This is a genomic window from Blastopirellula sp. J2-11 (assembly GCF_024584705.1).
Lineage (GTDB): Bacteria > Planctomycetota > Planctomycetia > Pirellulales > Pirellulaceae > Blastopirellula.
Genome location: NZ_CP097384.1, coordinates 4,768,224 through 4,784,001, shown reverse-complemented (window position 1 = coordinate 4,784,001; position 15,778 = coordinate 4,768,224). Strand labels below are relative to the sequence as shown.

Annotated in this window: 10 protein-coding genes; 8 read left to right on the top strand and 2 right to left on the bottom strand. The window is 56.7% G+C overall.

Annotated elements, in window-relative coordinates; translation table 11 throughout:
* Positions 1-615 carry a sigma-70 family RNA polymerase sigma factor gene (locus M4951_RS18840; protein WP_262023179.1) on the bottom strand — a complete coding sequence of 205 codons (615 nt, stop codon included), beginning with the start codon at positions 613-615 and terminating at the stop codon, positions 1-3.
* Between the two features lie 140 nt (positions 616-755).
* Here M4951_RS18840 and M4951_RS18835 point away from each other — a divergent pair, with 140 nt between their 5' ends.
* Complete coding sequence (locus tag M4951_RS18835) at positions 756-2,180, top strand: hypothetical protein (RefSeq protein ID WP_262023178.1); 1,425 nt, start codon at positions 756-758, stop codon at positions 2,178-2,180.
* Between the two features lie 3 nt (positions 2,181-2,183).
* On the opposite strand, the gene tsaB is transcribed toward M4951_RS18835, so the two are convergent.
* Positions 2,184-2,855 carry a tRNA (adenosine(37)-N6)-threonylcarbamoyltransferase complex dimerization subunit type 1 TsaB gene (gene tsaB / locus M4951_RS18830; protein WP_262023177.1) on the bottom strand — a complete coding sequence of 224 codons (672 nt, stop codon included), beginning with the start codon at positions 2,853-2,855 and terminating at the stop codon, positions 2,184-2,186.
* Positions 2,856-3,064: 209 nt separating this feature from the next.
* Between tsaB and M4951_RS18825 the strand changes: the two genes are divergently transcribed.
* From M4951_RS18825 to M4951_RS18795, 7 genes are all read left to right on the top strand, one after another.
* Positions 3,065-3,817: a metallophosphoesterase family protein gene (locus M4951_RS18825; protein WP_262023176.1), complete on the top strand. Its 753-nt coding sequence runs from the start codon at positions 3,065-3,067 to the stop codon at positions 3,815-3,817.
* Between the two features lie 45 nt (positions 3,818-3,862).
* Complete coding sequence (locus M4951_RS18820; RefSeq protein WP_262023175.1) at positions 3,863-4,615, top strand: metallophosphoesterase family protein; 753 nt, start codon at positions 3,863-3,865, stop codon at positions 4,613-4,615.
* Positions 4,616-4,826: 211 nt separating this feature from the next.
* Positions 4,827-7,190, top strand: coding sequence for a membrane protein insertase YidC (gene yidC, locus M4951_RS18815; RefSeq protein ID WP_262023174.1), 2,364 nt, complete (start codon positions 4,827-4,829; stop codon positions 7,188-7,190).
* Between the two features lie 27 nt (positions 7,191-7,217).
* On the top strand, positions 7,218-8,555 hold the full coding sequence (locus M4951_RS18810) for a tRNA modification GTPase (protein ID WP_262023173.1): 1,338 nt from the start codon (positions 7,218-7,220) through the stop codon (positions 8,553-8,555).
* A 312-nt stretch (positions 8,556-8,867) separates the two neighbouring features.
* Positions 8,868-10,196, top strand: a complete 1,329-nt coding sequence (locus M4951_RS18805; protein ID WP_262023172.1) for a Gfo/Idh/MocA family protein — start codon at positions 8,868-8,870, stop codon at positions 10,194-10,196.
* Positions 10,197-10,370: 174 nt separating this feature from the next.
* Positions 10,371-11,036 carry an RNA polymerase sigma factor gene (locus M4951_RS18800; RefSeq protein WP_262023171.1) on the top strand — a complete coding sequence of 222 codons (666 nt, stop codon included), beginning with the start codon at positions 10,371-10,373 and terminating at the stop codon, positions 11,034-11,036.
* Complete coding sequence (locus M4951_RS18795) at positions 11,029-15,684, top strand: PQQ-binding-like beta-propeller repeat protein (RefSeq protein WP_262023170.1); 4,656 nt, start codon at positions 11,029-11,031, stop codon at positions 15,682-15,684. Before M4951_RS18800 ends, M4951_RS18795 begins: the two co-directional genes overlap by 8 nt.
* Positions 15,685-15,778 lie beyond the last annotated feature (94 nt).

Sequence of the window (15,778 nt, the reverse complement as noted above, 5' to 3'; positions counted from 1 at the left end):
TTATGCACCTTGCATGTGAGGATCTAGCAAGGTTTTGAGCGCCTGGCGTGCACGATGTAAGCGAGTTTTTACAGCGCCGGGCGTCAGTTCCAAAACTTCCGCCGTTTCTTCGGTGCTCATCTGTTCGATGTCGCGTAACAGCAAAACGGTACGGTAGGATTCTGGCAATTCGGCAATCTTTGTGCGAACTAATTCCCGGATTTCTCGGTCATTGACCGCGGTATCGATTGTAACGGCCCATGCCGGCTCATGACCGTCGCGATGGCCGTTGCCCGAGAATTGCGGCAACAAATCATCAATCGGCTTTTCCGGTTTCCGTCGCCGCGTCCGCAATTTCATCAGCGCCGCGTTCACCACAATCCGGTGGAGCCAAGTCGACAACTGCGAGTTTCCCTCGAACCGACTAATTGACCGAAATGCTGACAGGAACGCATCTTGCAACGCGTCTTGGGCATCTTGCTCTTGGGTCAAAAAGCGGCGAGCCACCGCGAGCATTCGCCCGCTGTAGTCTCGCACCAAACGCTCGAAGGCGGCCGGATCACCCGACTGTAAGCCCTGTACCAATTCGGCTTCGGTAACGAAGGGATCGGCGAGTGGGCGTTGAAAACTTTCCATGTTCGGAGAATACCAGATCGAGAAACGGGCGTCTATTCGGACAAGTAAGGTAGATTTTCTCCGCAGCGCCATTGAATCGACGCCGAGCGAAGCGCACGATCAGATGGGTAGCCGGAGCAAAAAAATCAAAGGGTATCGAGATGTCGAAGCAGTTGGGATGGATCATCCTTGCCTTGATCACGGTTTTTCCGGGAACCTCCTTCGCAGATTCCCTGAGCGTCGCATTTGGCGAAGTCGATCTGACCCCGGAATTAAAAGCGGAGCGACCGGTCTTCTTGGCCGGATATGGCTACAATCGCCGCGCATCCGGCGTTCATGATCCGATCATGGGCCGAGCCCTGTTGTTGGATGACGGACACAAGCGGATCGCAATTGTCGGTGTTGATCTGATTGGCTTGGCTTTTCCGGATGTGCAGCGAATTCGGGATAACCTGCCCGATGTCGACTTTACGATCGTCGCCAGTACGCACAGTCACGAAGGTCCCGATGTGATCGGCATTTGGGGGCCTAATCCCTTGTCGCGCGGCGTCGATGACAGCTATGTATCGTTGGTCGTTGATCGTGTCTCGGAACTGGTCGCGTCGCTCGAAAAACAGTTGAAGCCGGTCACGGCGAAATTTGGAACGGTCGATGATACGTCGTTGCTGCGGGATAGCCGCTTGCCAGAGGTCTATGATCCGACATTGCGAGTTCTCCGCTTTCAAGCGGTCGACAGCGGCGCCGATGTTGGACTGTTGGTCCAGTGGAACTCGCATCCCGAAGCGATGGGCTCTCGAAATACCTTGCTGACCGGCGACTTTCCGGCGACGACCGTCTCGGAGTTGAAAAAGAAGTATGACTGCCCTGTGGTTTATATCTCTGGAGCGGTGGGCGGGTTGCTGGCTCCGTCGCGTGGTCAGTTTCATGACAAACAAGGGAACGAACTGAAAGAAGGGGATTTCGCCTACTGCGAAGCGTATGGGCGCGCCGTGGCGCATTTGGCCGCAGCGGCGATTGATACGGCGGCGCCGATTACGGCGACTCCGTTTGCCGTCTCAGCCAAGCCGATCGCGATTGCGGTGGAGAATCCGCTCTACAAATTGGCTCGCAAGTTAAACGTCGTCCGGCGGCCGGGATTTGCGTTGACCGGCGATTTTGAGACCTTCGGCAAGCAGGTGTCCCGTGAGTTTCGGCCTGAGGACGCCGGGCTCAAATCGGAAGTTTCGGTGGTCGCGCTGGGGGAACTGCGAATTGCCTGCATCCCAGGCGAACTTTACCCCGAACTTGTTTACGGCGAATTTCAGAAGCCCGCCGAACCAAACGCCGACTATCCAGACGCTGAACTCGAACCGACCGTCGCATCGATCCTGGCCGACAAAAAGTGGATGCTGTTTGGCTTGGCGAACGATGAGATTGGTTACATCATTCCCAAACGCCAATGGGATTCTCAGTCGCCGTACGCCTATGGCCGCGATGATCGCCAATATGGCGAGATCAACAGTTGCGGCGTCGAAGTAGCGCCGATTGTGATGGAGGCGCTGCGCCGCCGCGTCGCTGAATTGGATGCGGTCGTGGCGCCTGATTAGGTACTAGCCGTCCAGTTTTTCTTCGGCGGCGCTCTTGCGATAGTATTGCGGCGCCAAATTCCAATGGTCCCCGCGAGCGCCTGACTGATAGTCAGTCCAGGCTAACTGTCCGACGGTTGCAGCCATCGGTCGCCAACATCTCTCTGGCAAAACTTCAACGCCGCTGGGAATTTCTTCGCGCAGTTTGGCCAGTGCTGTTCCGCTGACGCAATCACCTGGTTGCAGCGAAGCGATCCAGGCGTCGATTTCGACAATTTCGGGCAAATCGTCGCCGTTCCAAATGCTTTCTTGCCGCTGGTATTTCGCCGCGAAGACCTCTTGTCGCTGGGCGTCGATGATGGTTTGGACGGTATGAACGTCGGCCGGCGACTGGGCGGCGATGACGCGCAACGTGTCGATTCCCAGGACTTCGGCCTGGGCGACGTAAGCCAGCGCTTTGGCGGTTGCGACACCGATTCGCAGCCCGGTGAAAGAACCGGGGCCGTGGGAGACGGCGATCAGCTCGATCTGGCCAGGGCTCCAATCAACGTTGCGAAAAGCCTCTTCCAGGGCAGGGGTTAATGCGGCGGCGGTGCGCAGCGCCGGATCAAGTTCTACCTGTCGCAACAGTTGATCCCCCTCCAGCAAGGCAAAGGAAGATTGACGGAGCGAAGTCTCAAGTGCCAACAGCTTCATGGCGATGTAAGATTTCTAGACATAGGAAACTGGACGACGACGACAGTGTGGGTCATGCTTGACCTAGGTCTTTATCCTACCTAAACTTCGGGGCTAGGCCTGCAATCGCATCGCTTTATAGGCTACCATTGATGCATCGCTCCGGTAGGGGAGACGCACCGAATACAGTCCCGAAATACCCTCCCTCGGTAAACGAAAGGTAGTCAGGCTTGAAACGAGCGCTGATTAGCGACATCCATGGCAATCTAGAAGCGCTGACCGCGGTTCTAGACGACATCCGACAGCAGGGTATCACCGAGATCTACTGCCTGGGGGATGTTATCGGCTATGGTCCGAATCCAGTCGAATGTCTGGATCTTGTCCGTCGCAAATGCACGATGTGCCTATTGGGCAATCACGATCAAGCGGCCCTGTTTGATCCCGATGGCTTCAATCCGGTCGCATTTCGCGCCATTTTGTGGACGCGAGACCAAATTGATAACTCTACCGGCGGTCCTAATGTCGTCAACGAACGGTGGGACTTTCTCGGCGAACTGCCGCGAACGCACATGGAGCCGAATCGCTTGTTTGTGCATGGATCGCCGCGTGACCCCACGAATGAATACGTTTTTCCAGAAGACGTCTACAATCAACGGAAGATGGAAAACCTGTTCGATCGACTCGATCGATTTTGTTTCCAAGGGCACACGCACATCCCAGGCATCTTCACGCCGAGTCTCGAGTTCTTCGGGCCGGATGAATGCGATAACGTCTATCGCTTGGGAGACGAGCGGGCGATGTTTAATGTCGGCAGCGTCGGACAACCGCGAGACGGCGATCCTCGTTCGTGCTATGTGATCCTGACGGAAGAGTCGGTGATGTACCGCCGCGTCGAATACGATGTCAGCGCCACCGCCAAAAAGATCTACGACATACCGGACCTCGACAATATGTTGGGCGACCGTTTGAAAGACGGCAGATAGGATTCTGCCGCACCCATTGCCGCTAGCCCTTCAGAGACGACTTCGATGAAACGCGCGATCGTCAGCGACATCCACGGCAATCTCGAAGCGCTAACCGCGGTCCTTGCCGACATCGCTTCGATCGGGATCTCCGAGATCTACTGTCTGGGAGACATCGTCGGCTATGGTCCCAATCCTCGCGAATGCGTCGACGCCGCGCGGCGATTCGATTTTTGTATTCTGGGGAATCACGATCAGGCCGCTCTGTTTGATCCCGAAGGGTTCAGCCAAGGGGCCGAACGTGCGATCTTTTGGACGCGCGAGCAACTGGAAAACGGCGGTGATACCGACCCGGAAGTCGCCAAACGGTGGAAATTTCTGTGCGAATTGCCGCGAACTCGGATCGAGGGGGACTGGATGTACGTACACGGTTCGGCCCGAAATCCGCTGAACGAGTACGTTTTTCCTGAAGACATCTACAACAGTCGCAAGCTGGAACGGATTTTTTCGATCATTCCCAAGTATTGTCTGCAGGGGCATACGCACGTGCCGGGGGTATTTGCTGACGATTTCTCGTTTATCCCGTCGGCGGATCTCGAGAATAATCGGTATCAGATGGGTCAGCGCAAGCTGATGGTGAATGTCGGCAGTGTGGGGCAGCCGCGAGACGGCGATTCTCGCAGCAGTTACGTAGTGGTTCACGACGAAGAAGTCGAATTTCGCCGCGTTTCTTACGATATTGCGGCGACGGCCGCCAAGATTCGGGCAATTGACAGTCTCGATAACACCCAAGCGGACCGTCTGTCAGACGGGCGTTAAATCCGCGATAATCGCGCCATTCTCGCTAGCAGCGGCTTAACTGTCTCCACACGGCGCTTTGAGGCGAAATAGACGTAATGGTTTTGTCTTGTTTTGCGCGATGTGGTTGCAAGATTCGCCCATCCCATGAGAATACATCCAAATAGGCTTTGATCGCGGCGCCCTGTTCAGGGGCGGCGCCTAATTATTTCGTCCAGCAAGGTTTGAAGTTGTGGAACGTCGTGTAATCGCGTTTTCTCTGATCGCTGTCGCGATGCTCATGACGTTCCAGATGCTCGGTCGTCGTAATCAAGACGCTCAGCCAGAGAACCCAGGCGCAGAGCAAGCGGAAGTTGCCGAAAACAAGGATCAGCCCAAAGCGGGCGATGGCGCCGGTGATGACAAGCCCGATCCCGAAATCAAACCGGCGGAAGAGGCCGAAAATGCGGACGAGGCGGTCCAAGAAGAGCAGCAGCCGCGCAAGTTTGTGACGCTCGGCTCGGTTGCTTCCTCCGACGCCGACATGCTGGTCACATTTGACACGCGCGGCGGCTCGGTCGCTCGCATCGAACTGCCGGCCGATAAATACAAGAGTCTCGAAGATCGCCATCTCGGCGGTTATTTCGGATGGCTGATGCCGTATGACGCGGTCGCCGGATGCGAGATTCGCGTCGTCGGCCCTGGAACGCCGGCCGCACTGGCGACTCCCAAAGATGCGAAATCGGGCGTCGGTCTGCAGGTTGGCGACATCATTAAATCGCTTGCCGGCGAAGAAGTGGTCGACGTGCAGTCCTACGTCGACGCGCTGAAACTGACCAAGCCGGGCGACGCGATCGAACTGGTCGTCGAACGGAAGGGCGCCGATGCGGTTCAATTGTTGACCTACTCGGCGACGTTGACTGATCTTCCGTTGGAAGTGATCAAGCCGGAAGTGTCGGAAGTGATTGACGAGATCACCGGCATGCCGCGCACCGTCGAACATCCTTCCGCCTACCTGACTTCGCTGGCGCGGATCAACGGCTCGATGATTCCGGCCGAAGGCAAACAGATCAACGACTTGCCGCTGGTTACGAAGAACTGGCGATTGGTCGAAAACGAAGATCCGACGATCGTACAGTTTGAAACCTTGGTGACGCCGAAGGATCTGCCGCAGGGAGTTCGCTTCGCCAAACTGCGTTTGGTTAAAACGTTTCAACTGCCGAAGAAGCCGGTCGAGGCCAACGCCGATCCCAATTATCAGCCGTACGGATTGAAGTACACGCTGCAGGTTTTCAATGATGGAACGGAATCGGTCGACGCGGCGTTTCGTCAGTTCGGCGCCACGGGGCTGCCGACCGAAGGCTGGTGGTACAGCAACAAAATCGCCCGCGGCTGGGGCGGGGCCGGTTTGCGTGACGTGGTCTGGGAATCGTCCAAAGGCGATTACGACATGTTCACCGTCTCCAAGATTATCGCCAAAGCGCAAGACCTAGAGAGTGATCGCCAGATCTCGATGTTCAAAGTCGACGATCAGATTAAACCCAAGTTTGTCGGCGTCGACGCTGTTTATTTCTCGTCGGCGATGGTCTTTGCCGAGCCTGACAAGGGCCCCCCTTTGTCACGCGGAGCGGCGATTGTCGCCGCCGTCGTCGATGAAGAACAAAAGCAACGAACCGATTGCACCTATCGCTTGGATGGAGCGACCGAGACGATCGAGCCCGGTGACAATCCGTTTGAACTGTCGTGCACCATTTTCTCGGGACCGAAGAAAGAAGAGTTGCTGGCCCACTACGGCCTGCAAAATCTTGAGTATTACGGTTGGTTCCATTACGTGTCGACGGCGCTGTTGGCCGTGCTGCACTTCATGCATGACTACCTGTACATCCCCTATGGTTTGGGGATCATCTTCCTGACGCTGATGGTGCGCGGGTGCTTGTTCCCGCTGAGCCGTAAGCAGGCGCGCAACATGCTGATCCAACAGCAACTCGCGCCGGAGATGAAGAAGATCAGCGAGATGTACAAAGAAGACCCGATCAAGCAGCGTCAGGCGCAGCAAGAGCTGTTCACGAAGTACAACTTCAATCCGCTCGGCGGTTGCGGCGTCATGTTTCTGCAGTTGCCGATCTTCCTGGGGCTCTATCGCGCGTTGGCGGTTGATATCCAATTGCGCCAAGCTCCGTTTATTCCGGGCATTGAGTGGTGCTCGAATCTCTCGGCGCCTGACCAGGCCTGGTATTGGGTCGGCGTACTGCCTGACTTTATGACGATTCATCCTTCGGCCAGTTTTCCGGCCAGCTTTTTGTTCCTGGGCCCTTATCTGAATATTCTGCCGCTGTTCACGATCGCGCTCTTTCTGATTCAGCAAAAGATGTTCATGCCGCCGGCAGTGGATGAGCAACAGAAGATGCAGCAGCAGATGATGACCTACATGATGGTCTTCATCGGCTTCATGTTCTTCCGCGTGCCGTCTGGTCTTTGCATCTACTTCATCACGCAAAGCGTCTGGGGCATCTTGGAACGCAAAATGATCCCCAAGCCGAAGTTAGTGGATCTGCCGCCGCCGTCTGATACGGTCACTGCGAAAAAGCCGAAGAAACGACCGTCAGGCAAGAAATAAGCGAAGCGGGAAGGCGACGGATCTGGCATGTCGGCCGCATTGGAAGACACCATCGTGGCGATCGGCAGCGGAGCCAACGGGGCGCTGCGCGGGGTCGTTCGCATCAGCGGACCCGCCGCCTATCGCTGTGTCGAGCCATGGCTTGAGCTGCGCGAGACGCCGGCGACGTTCGGTCGTCGGTCCGCAATGGCCGCAGCGACAGCCAAAGTCGTTGATCGTCAGCTGGCGTGCGATCTTTATTATTGGCCGGACGATCGCAGTTACACGCGGCAACCTTCGATCGAAATTCATACGATCGGTTCTCCTCCGCTCTTAGAAGAGCTGGTCGCCGCGGCATGTCGGCATGGCGCTCGCATGGCTGAACCGGGCGAGTTTACGCTGCGGGCATTTCTCGCTGGGCGGCTCGATCTGACCCAAGCCGAAGCAGTGCTCGGCGTGATCGACGCCGAAGGGGATGCGCGCTTGAAGCAATCGCTGACGCAGCTTGCCGGCGGACTTTCTTCTCCGCTGGCTGAAGCGCGACGACAACTGCTGGAGCTATTAGCCCATTTGGAGGCAGGTCTCGACTTTGTCGAAGAAGACATTGAGTTCATCTCTTCCGCAGCGCTCTGTGCTCAGCTTCAAGAGGCTCAACTCTGCGTCGAACAATCGTTGGCGCAGCTCTCGGGTCGCGACGCCGGTGAAAAAACGATCAAGGTCGTTTTCTGCGGCGCGCCGAATGTCGGGAAAAGCAGCCTGTTTAACGCGATTGCCGGCGAGTCGACGGCGATCGTGGCCGATGTTGCTGGAACCACACGCGACACGCTGCAAAAGACGATCGTCATCGGCGGCGAACAAGTCGCGCTGATCGATACGGCAGGACTAGAGGAAGTTCAAGCAGGGCCGCAGCAGTCGGCGCAACGACTTGGCGGCGACCAAGTGAGCCGCGCTGATCTGCGGATCGTCTGCTTCGATGCAAGTCGTGCAGCGACCGACGTCGAATGGCGACTGTGGAACGAATCGCCGGAAGATCGCCGGTTGCTTGTGCTGACCAAATGCGACTTGACGACTCCGACCGTAACCGCGGGAATCACGACCAGCGTTGCGAACGGCGTAGGAATCACCCAACTGCGGGAGGCGATCGCGGAAATGCTGGCCGCACTGCCAGCGGCGGATGATGCGACCGCTAGTCGGTGTCGAGCAAGTTTGGAACAAGCGGCAGATTCACTTGCGGCGGCGCTAAGTGCTGCTCAGTACGGTTTAGGGGAAGAATTGATCGCCGTCGAGATCCGAATGGCGCTGTCCGAGCTGGGGCGAGTCGTCGGAGCGATCGCGACCGATGATATCTTGGACGTGATTTTTAGCCGATTCTGTATCGGGAAATAATTGACAAATTGAGAATGGTTGCGCCCCCTATATCGATCGGAGGGTCTGCACAAAACTGCCTAATTCTGACAATTAGTTAAGGGATTTTGCCCGTTTCACGGTCTCTCTTAATTGCAGAATGTGCAGTGACCCGGTATCGTAGAGCAATACGGTGGTAAATTGTGCCCACCAACGGTCAGTACGATTGAATGTATTTCCGTTCAAGCACAAACCGCCCGCCCTCTCTCAACGCCACATCGATTTCGCCAAGCGTGAGCGACCTACCTTGTCGTTTGTGGTTGATGTTGATCACCGGATTAGGAGTTACCCTCGATGACAATGAATAATAACCGTCGTGATTTTCTGAAAGTTTCGGCGGCTGCGGGCGTCGGCTTTTGGGCGTCCAATATGCAAGCGGCGGAATCGAAATCGCCGAATGAACAAATCAACTTCGCTTGCATCGGCGTGCAGGGCAAAGGTTCGAGCGATTCACGCGATGCGAGCCGTGCCGGCAACATCGTCGCGATCTGCGATATTGACGACAACAACCTGAACAAAGCCGCCGCTGATTTCGAAGGCGCCAAGAAGTACAACGACTATCGCAAGATGCTCGACGAGATGGACAAAGAGATTGACGCGGTGACGGTCAGCACGCCTGATCATTGCCATGCAGTCGTCTCGGCTACCGCAATGAAAGCGGGCAAGCACTGCTTTACGCAAAAGCCGCTGACCCACAGCATCTACGAAGCGCGTCGTTTGGGCGAAATCGCTCGCGAAAACAAAGTGATGACCCAAATGGGTAATCAGGGAACTTCGCACTCCGGCCTGCGTCGCGCCGCCGAGGTCATTCAGTCGGGCGCGATCGGCAACGTGCAGGCGGTCCACGTTTGGACCAATCGCCCGATTTGGCCGCAAGGTCAAGGTTACGCTGAAGTAGAGCCGACACCAGAGAATATCCACTGGGACAACTTCATTGGTCCGGCCAAAGCGATCGACTATCGTCCCGACATCCACCCATTCAAATGGCGCGGTTTCTGGGAATTCGGCACCGGCGCCTTGGGCGACATGGCTTGCCATACGGTCAACATGCCGTACATGGCTTTGAAGCTGCGTGATCCCACTTCGGTCGAAGCGGTCACCTCGGGCCACAACGGCATCACCTACCCAAAATGGTCGACGATCACCTTCGAGTTCCCGGAACTGAACGGTCGTCCGGCTTGCCAGTTGTTCTGGTACGACGGCGGTAAGATGCCTGACAATGAACTGTTGGACGGCGTGCCGCGCGATGGCGAGGGCAAAGTCGCCAACAGCGGTTGCTTGCTGATCGGCGACAAAGGGCGTATCTATTCGTCCAACGATTATGGCGCCATCTTCCAATTGCTGCCGGAAGCTCAGTACAAGGATTACGAGGGGCCGGAAAAAACGATTCCGCGTTCGCCGGGTCACTTCAAAGAATTCGCCGACGCCATCAAGGGTGGTCCGGAACCGATGTCGAACTTCCCCAACTACGCCGGTCCGCTGACCGAGACGATCCTGCTCGGTAACCTGTCGGTTTGGGCGGGCAAGAAAATTGATTGGGACGCCAAAAACATGGTCGCCAAAAATGCTCCGGAAGTTGCCGAGATCATCAAGCCGACCTATCGCGAAGGTTACAGCCTGTAAGGTTTAACGTCCGATCGAAGAGAAGATTTGGGGAGAGTCGTTTAGCGACTCTCCCCTTTTTTTATGCGCGGGTGTACTTCAACTGACGGATTGTTTGCATAATCTTCCGGTTCTGCGATAACATGGAACCAGCCAACGCCATCCTTCCTGTTCCTTCCGCCCGCCAGCATCGCCATGCCTTCCGGCCAGCCGACAACCTACTTGCCTGACGCGGCGACATTGCCGTTTGACTTGCGCGCCTCGGTAGGTCATGCGACATGCGACGATCGGCAAAGCTTGGTCGCCGCCGATGACGATGCGTTGTTGGTGGACGCGATCCAAGGGAAAGATCGTGAAGCGTTCACGGCATTCGTCTCTCGGCAGCAAGGGTTTGTGTTTGGCTATTTGCGATCGCGCATGCTTGAACCGTCGGACGCAGAAGACCTGTGCCAAGAGGTCTTTTTGCGGTGCTTTGTCGGCAAGGTTCGCTTTCCAGAAAACGTGCCGGTTCGGCCATGGCTTTTGGGGGTCGCTCGCAACGTGCTGCGCGAACATGTTCGCAAAGTGAATCGCCGCAAAGAAGTTGCCTGGACCGAGCTTTGTCTTGAGATCGACGCGCTGGCCGACAACAACCATGACGACTATGCGGCGGTGCAAAGCTTCCTGAAACAATGCTTGGATTCGCTGGGCAAAAGCGCTCGCGATGCGCTCGACATGCATTATTACGCCCAGATGAAAATGTCGGCGATCGGCGCCAAGCTGCGACGTAGCGAAGGCGCCGTTAAGCTCCTCGTCTTTCGCGCTCGACAGGCGCTGAAGAATTGCATTACGCGAAAGATCCACGCAAGCGCCGATGACTAACGAAGAATTAATCGAGCTGGTTCAGTCCCATACTCCGGCTGAATTGAAGCTCGAAGAGATCGAATTACTGCGCCAGCGCATCGCCGAATCGGCCGAACTGCGCCGGGTATTGATTGATCAGCTGCAGATGGAGCATTATCTGACCGATGCTCTGGGGCGACTCGGGTTCTCCGCCGAAACGCTCTTGGCCAAATTTGATCGAGCCCAACGCCGACGGCGCACCATTACGGCAATTTGGGGCGGATTGGCGCTGATCGTACTTGCCGCCGTAGCCGGCGCCCTTTACTACACGCAATCTAAGACCGAGATCGCCGACGCGATCGCTGACCCGGTGTTGGTGGATCCCGCCGACAAGCGACCGCTCAAAACAGAGTTGAGGACCGACCCAGCGAAGGTTGTCAGGGAGGACGCAACCGATTTGGCGCCGGCGATGTCTTCTGATCATAGTGATGCAGGCGGCGACGCCGTTGCAGACGACAAACAGAAGACCAAGAAAGCAGGGCCGTGGGACGCGTCGCTGGCTCGTCCGGCAGTTCGCTTCGCCGACGCTTGGTATCACGATTTTGACCCGGCGCGCGATGCGCCGACCGAAGATTCTCTCAAGCAATGGTTTACGCCGCTAAAAAAGCCGGGAGGACGTTTCGAGACCTACAAGCATCACAACACGATGCGAACCAGCATGAGCGGCGCGTTTCGGCTGAATGCGCCCTGGACCAATGACGCGGCGCTGCGATTATCGGTCTGGGATGGGGAGCAGTTCGCGCTTCACTTTTTGCACGGAGACCAAGGGATTTCGCTGGTTCACCACAATCGTGACTATGACCCGTGGTGCGCTTACCTCGTTTCCCGCAAACCGGGTGAAGAAAACGCCAGCCGTCGCACGTTGGCCGTTAATGATGGTTTTGCTGATCGCCGCTCCGATCTGCACGAAGCGCCGATCACGTGGTATTACTACGACGACCAGCAGCACGAAATGGTCCTCTATCGCGGCGAAATCGAATTGCTGCGAGCCCCTTTACCCGGTCCGCCGACCGAAGTCTTGTTCGAAGGCAAGGCCGGGATGCGTGGGCTCGATTTTCAGCGTCTTAGCGAACTGCCTCGAACGAGCCGACTCGAACTGCCGATCATCGCCGAGATCGATCGTCCTGCTGATCTTCCCTGGACCAAGCGTCTGCCGGAAGAAGGGATTACGATTCGCAAGCTAGGCGACGGGGCGATCGAATTGATCGCCGAGAAGGGGGATGGATATATCACAGCGCCGATCCCCGGAGACGGTATTCGCGTCGTCGACTTTCTGCTGGAAGATTTTGAAGTCGGCGGTTCGGCGCTGTTGGCGTTTCGCGCCAACCCGGATGAAGATTCGCCTCGCTACGATCCAGGCGTCGCCGTCGCGTTCGGCCACAATAATGCGACCAACGAGGTCTTTCCGTTTCTCTCTTGGTGGGGAGACGATGGCCGAAAAGATCAACGCAAACCGCAAGAGCTGCCGATCAGCGATGTCGCGAGTCCCTGCTGGATTCGCATTGCGGCGATCGACGGCCAGTCGCGCTTTTGGACCAGCGTCGATGGCCGCAACTGGGCGCTCAATCCCTCAACCTCAGGCGGCGTCAAACGTCAGCAGACGCAGTTGGGGATCTCGATCAAAGCGGGATCAAAGCCGCGTAAAATTCGTCTACGAAAAGTGATTGTCCGCCAGATCAACTTGCTTCCCGGTGATATCCCCACTGACAAGCTGGCGTTGGCTCCGACCGAAGTGAAACATTCCATCGATTGGATCACGCAGACGATCGCAGCGCGACCGGCCGATGCGCCGCTTGATGCGTGGATGGCGGCGGCTGCGGAACAGGCGATCGTCGCCGGTACCGACAATCCGAATGTTTTCAAACAACTCGCCGATTCGCTGGACGATCCAGCCTCGCTCGAAGTGTCGCTCGACCGCCTGCGTAAATTCGCCTATTTGGTTAGAACTTGGCCAGCTGGCCAAAACGAAAAAGAGTTCTTTGAACTTTTCAAAGCGTACGCGGCGAATTTGGTGGGCCGGCAATATTCGAACGGTCAGGTTTTTGAAGTCGACGACCTGCGAAGTACGATGTTGGCGCTGCCAATTGAGATGCGCGATCGCGTGAATCTCGTCGATGAACAGGTGATCCAACAGGCGATGCTGCGAAAGCTGGCCCAGCGCGATTGGAGCGGCGCGATCCATCTTTGCTTGCAACAACGCGTGTATGCTGGCCAAGACGACTACCGAGTGCGGCGCGATTTTCAATTGCCAACTTGGGTATATACGGCGGCGACGCGCGAAGCGAATATCCGCGTCGAAGGGAATTGGCCTTCGATCGACGCTCGCTATCGATCTCCTTTGCTAGAAGAGCTAAGCAAAGACGCGTATAACGTCAGCGCCGATTTGTCGGCAGCGGTCGATAGCAATGCATTTGCCGACGCTTGTCGAATTATCAACAGCGTCAATCTGCATGGCGCCAGCGGATTGGCGCCTGATCGTGAAGATCCCGATCTCTATTTCTCGCTTCCGGCTGCGATCACCATGGCGATGCGTCGCAATCCAGAATTGCGGGACGAGATGAATCGCAATTTCTCGGATGTCGCACGCCTTCGCGCCAGTTCCGAAATCCACTCGGGCGACGTGGACGCGGTTGAACTAGTGACGCTGCAGTTTTATGGTACGCAAGCGGCGGCCGAAGCCCATTTGTGGCTGGGAGATCAAGCGCTTGCCGTGGGCCAAGTCGCTAGAGCGATCGCGCATTATCGACAGGCCGGCGGCGATCGATCGACGATTGACAAAGAGATGTTGAACGCTCGCTTGGCCCTGGCGACCGCGATGATTGGTGCGCCCGACGCCGCCGAACTGACGACCGCGGTCGCGATTGGCGGCGAGTCTTTTTCTCCGTCAGCGATCAAGCAGTTCGGCGAACAACGCCGCTCTTCGGGAACCGCCAACTGGAGCGCCGCTCGCGAATCGACGATCGATCAAAAGAGGCTCGATTTTGCGCCGACCAACCCAAAAATTCAGGACGCCGTCCGTTTGCAGTTGGACTACGGCGAAGGATCGAATGATCGCGATAATCTCTATGGAACCAATGATGTCGACTGGGCGGCCGAAACGTTGGCCGCGACCTTGACCGACGATCGCATCTATCTGAACAATCGTTTTCAATTGCTGCAGTTGAATCCTGACTCGGGCGAAATTGTCTGGAAGACGCCGCGCATCGACAGTCATCGCGCTCGCGCTCACGACCATTGGGAGTTGACCGAGATGCGCCCCGTGGTCGTCGGCGATCGCGTCTTTGTTCGCTTGCTGCATTCCAACCGGCCCGAGCTTTATTGCTATCGCCGCGATGATGGAAAGCTGATCTGGCGCGCCGAAGGAGAATCGCCGGTACTCTCCGATCCGCTCTGGATCCAGGGAGAACTGTTTGCAATTGTCGGCGAAGAAGACTCGCAAAATTTGTGGCAAGTGCAACTGGCCCGCATCGATGCCGAAACAGGCGAGACGCTGCGCAAGCATCCGCTGGTTCGCTTGCGGCAGTCGTGGGGCGAACGTCGACTGTGCGCCGCAGTCGTGGCAGGCGACTTGATCGTCGCCGATTTAGGAGGGGCTGTCCTCGCTTGCGACTTATCGGGCGGAGTTCGTTGGGTTCGCAAGCAAACGTCCGTGCCGGCTTCCGCACGCGTCGATCTTGTCCGTCAGCAAGAGATGGCGCCGATCGTGATTGACAATCGCGTGATCGTACGACAGCCAGGCGCCTTGTCGATGGATTGTATCGATATCGATACCGGTCGTCTTCTCTGGTCTGAGTTCGCCCCCGAGTTGGAACGGTGCGTTGGTCTTGCCGAGGGAAAGCTGATCTATTTAGAGCGTCACGGCGCCGTGGCGCTTTCTAGCGACGATGGCAGCGTCGTCTGGCGCCACAATGACGATTGGCAAGTTTACTCGGCGGCCACTGCCGGATCGTATCTCGTCGAAATCGCGAGTAGCGGACGACGCAGCGGCGATAAGGAAATTATTCCTTGGATTCGTTGGCTCTCGCTGGAGACCGGCGAGTTGCTTTCTGGCGTTCCATTGGCGAAATTGTCGGCCAAAGATCCACAACTCGGCAAGTTGCTGATCCATCCGCAAGGCGCGTACGTTAGCTTTCGACCAGAGGTACGTGATCTCGATATTCGGCTACATCGTTTGGAGCCAGGAGATGCGCCGCTCGCGCTCGGCGCGTATCAACCGCTCGCAGCGGCCAAACCGCTCTACCCCACTTTCGCCGCCGCTTGGGCTGGGCGTTTTCCTGACTGGCGGATCGTGACGCTTGAAACCAGCAGCGGTGCGACGATCGTCGAGCAAGATGGCAAGCTGGAATTTCAGCTCAGCCTGCATCCATCGAATGAAACAACGTTGATCCATCCGGCGGGAGACGGGAAGCTCGTATTTCTAGCGGCCGAACGCAGCAAGGGGAGCGGTGCGGTCCATGTTTCGGTTCGCTGCGGACAAGAGTCGTTGTTTGACGGCGCGATGACGGAAGAAGGAGAACTCGCCAAAATCTCGGTCAACTTGCCCCCCAATCGTCAGGCAGGCGATCTCGTGCAGATCTCATTGCAGGGAGGCGGCAAAATATTGGTAAGGGATTTAACGATTCAGTAGGTCGAACAGGCGATTTTCGGCGATTCGGTCCAGAAGGCCAATATTCTGCGTAACGATTCTGCGACGTCCTTACATACCATGGAAAGAGCTACTT

What these genes read in the sequence shown, in the direction of transcription:
- M4951_RS18840 (WP_262023179.1), bottom strand. Translation starts at nt 615, where the DNA reads ATGGAAAGTTTTCAACGCCCACTCGCCGATCCCTTCGTTACCGAAGCC.
- M4951_RS18835 (WP_262023178.1), top strand. Translation starts at nt 756, where the DNA reads ATGTCGAAGCAGTTGGGATGGATCATCCTTGCCTTGATCACGGTTTTT.
- tsaB (WP_262023177.1), bottom strand. Translation starts at nt 2,855, where the DNA reads ATGAAGCTGTTGGCACTTGAGACTTCGCTCCGTCAATCTTCCTTTGCC.
- M4951_RS18820 (WP_262023175.1), top strand. Translation starts at nt 3,863, where the DNA reads ATGAAACGCGCGATCGTCAGCGACATCCACGGCAATCTCGAAGCGCTA.
- M4951_RS18810 (WP_262023173.1), top strand. Translation starts at nt 7,218, where the DNA reads ATGTCGGCCGCATTGGAAGACACCATCGTGGCGATCGGCAGCGGAGCC.
- M4951_RS18805 (WP_262023172.1), top strand. Translation starts at nt 8,868, where the DNA reads ATGACAATGAATAATAACCGTCGTGATTTTCTGAAAGTTTCGGCGGCT.
- M4951_RS18800 (WP_262023171.1), top strand. Translation starts at nt 10,371, where the DNA reads ATGCCTTCCGGCCAGCCGACAACCTACTTGCCTGACGCGGCGACATTG.
- M4951_RS18795 (WP_262023170.1), top strand. Translation starts at nt 11,029, where the DNA reads ATGACTAACGAAGAATTAATCGAGCTGGTTCAGTCCCATACTCCGGCT.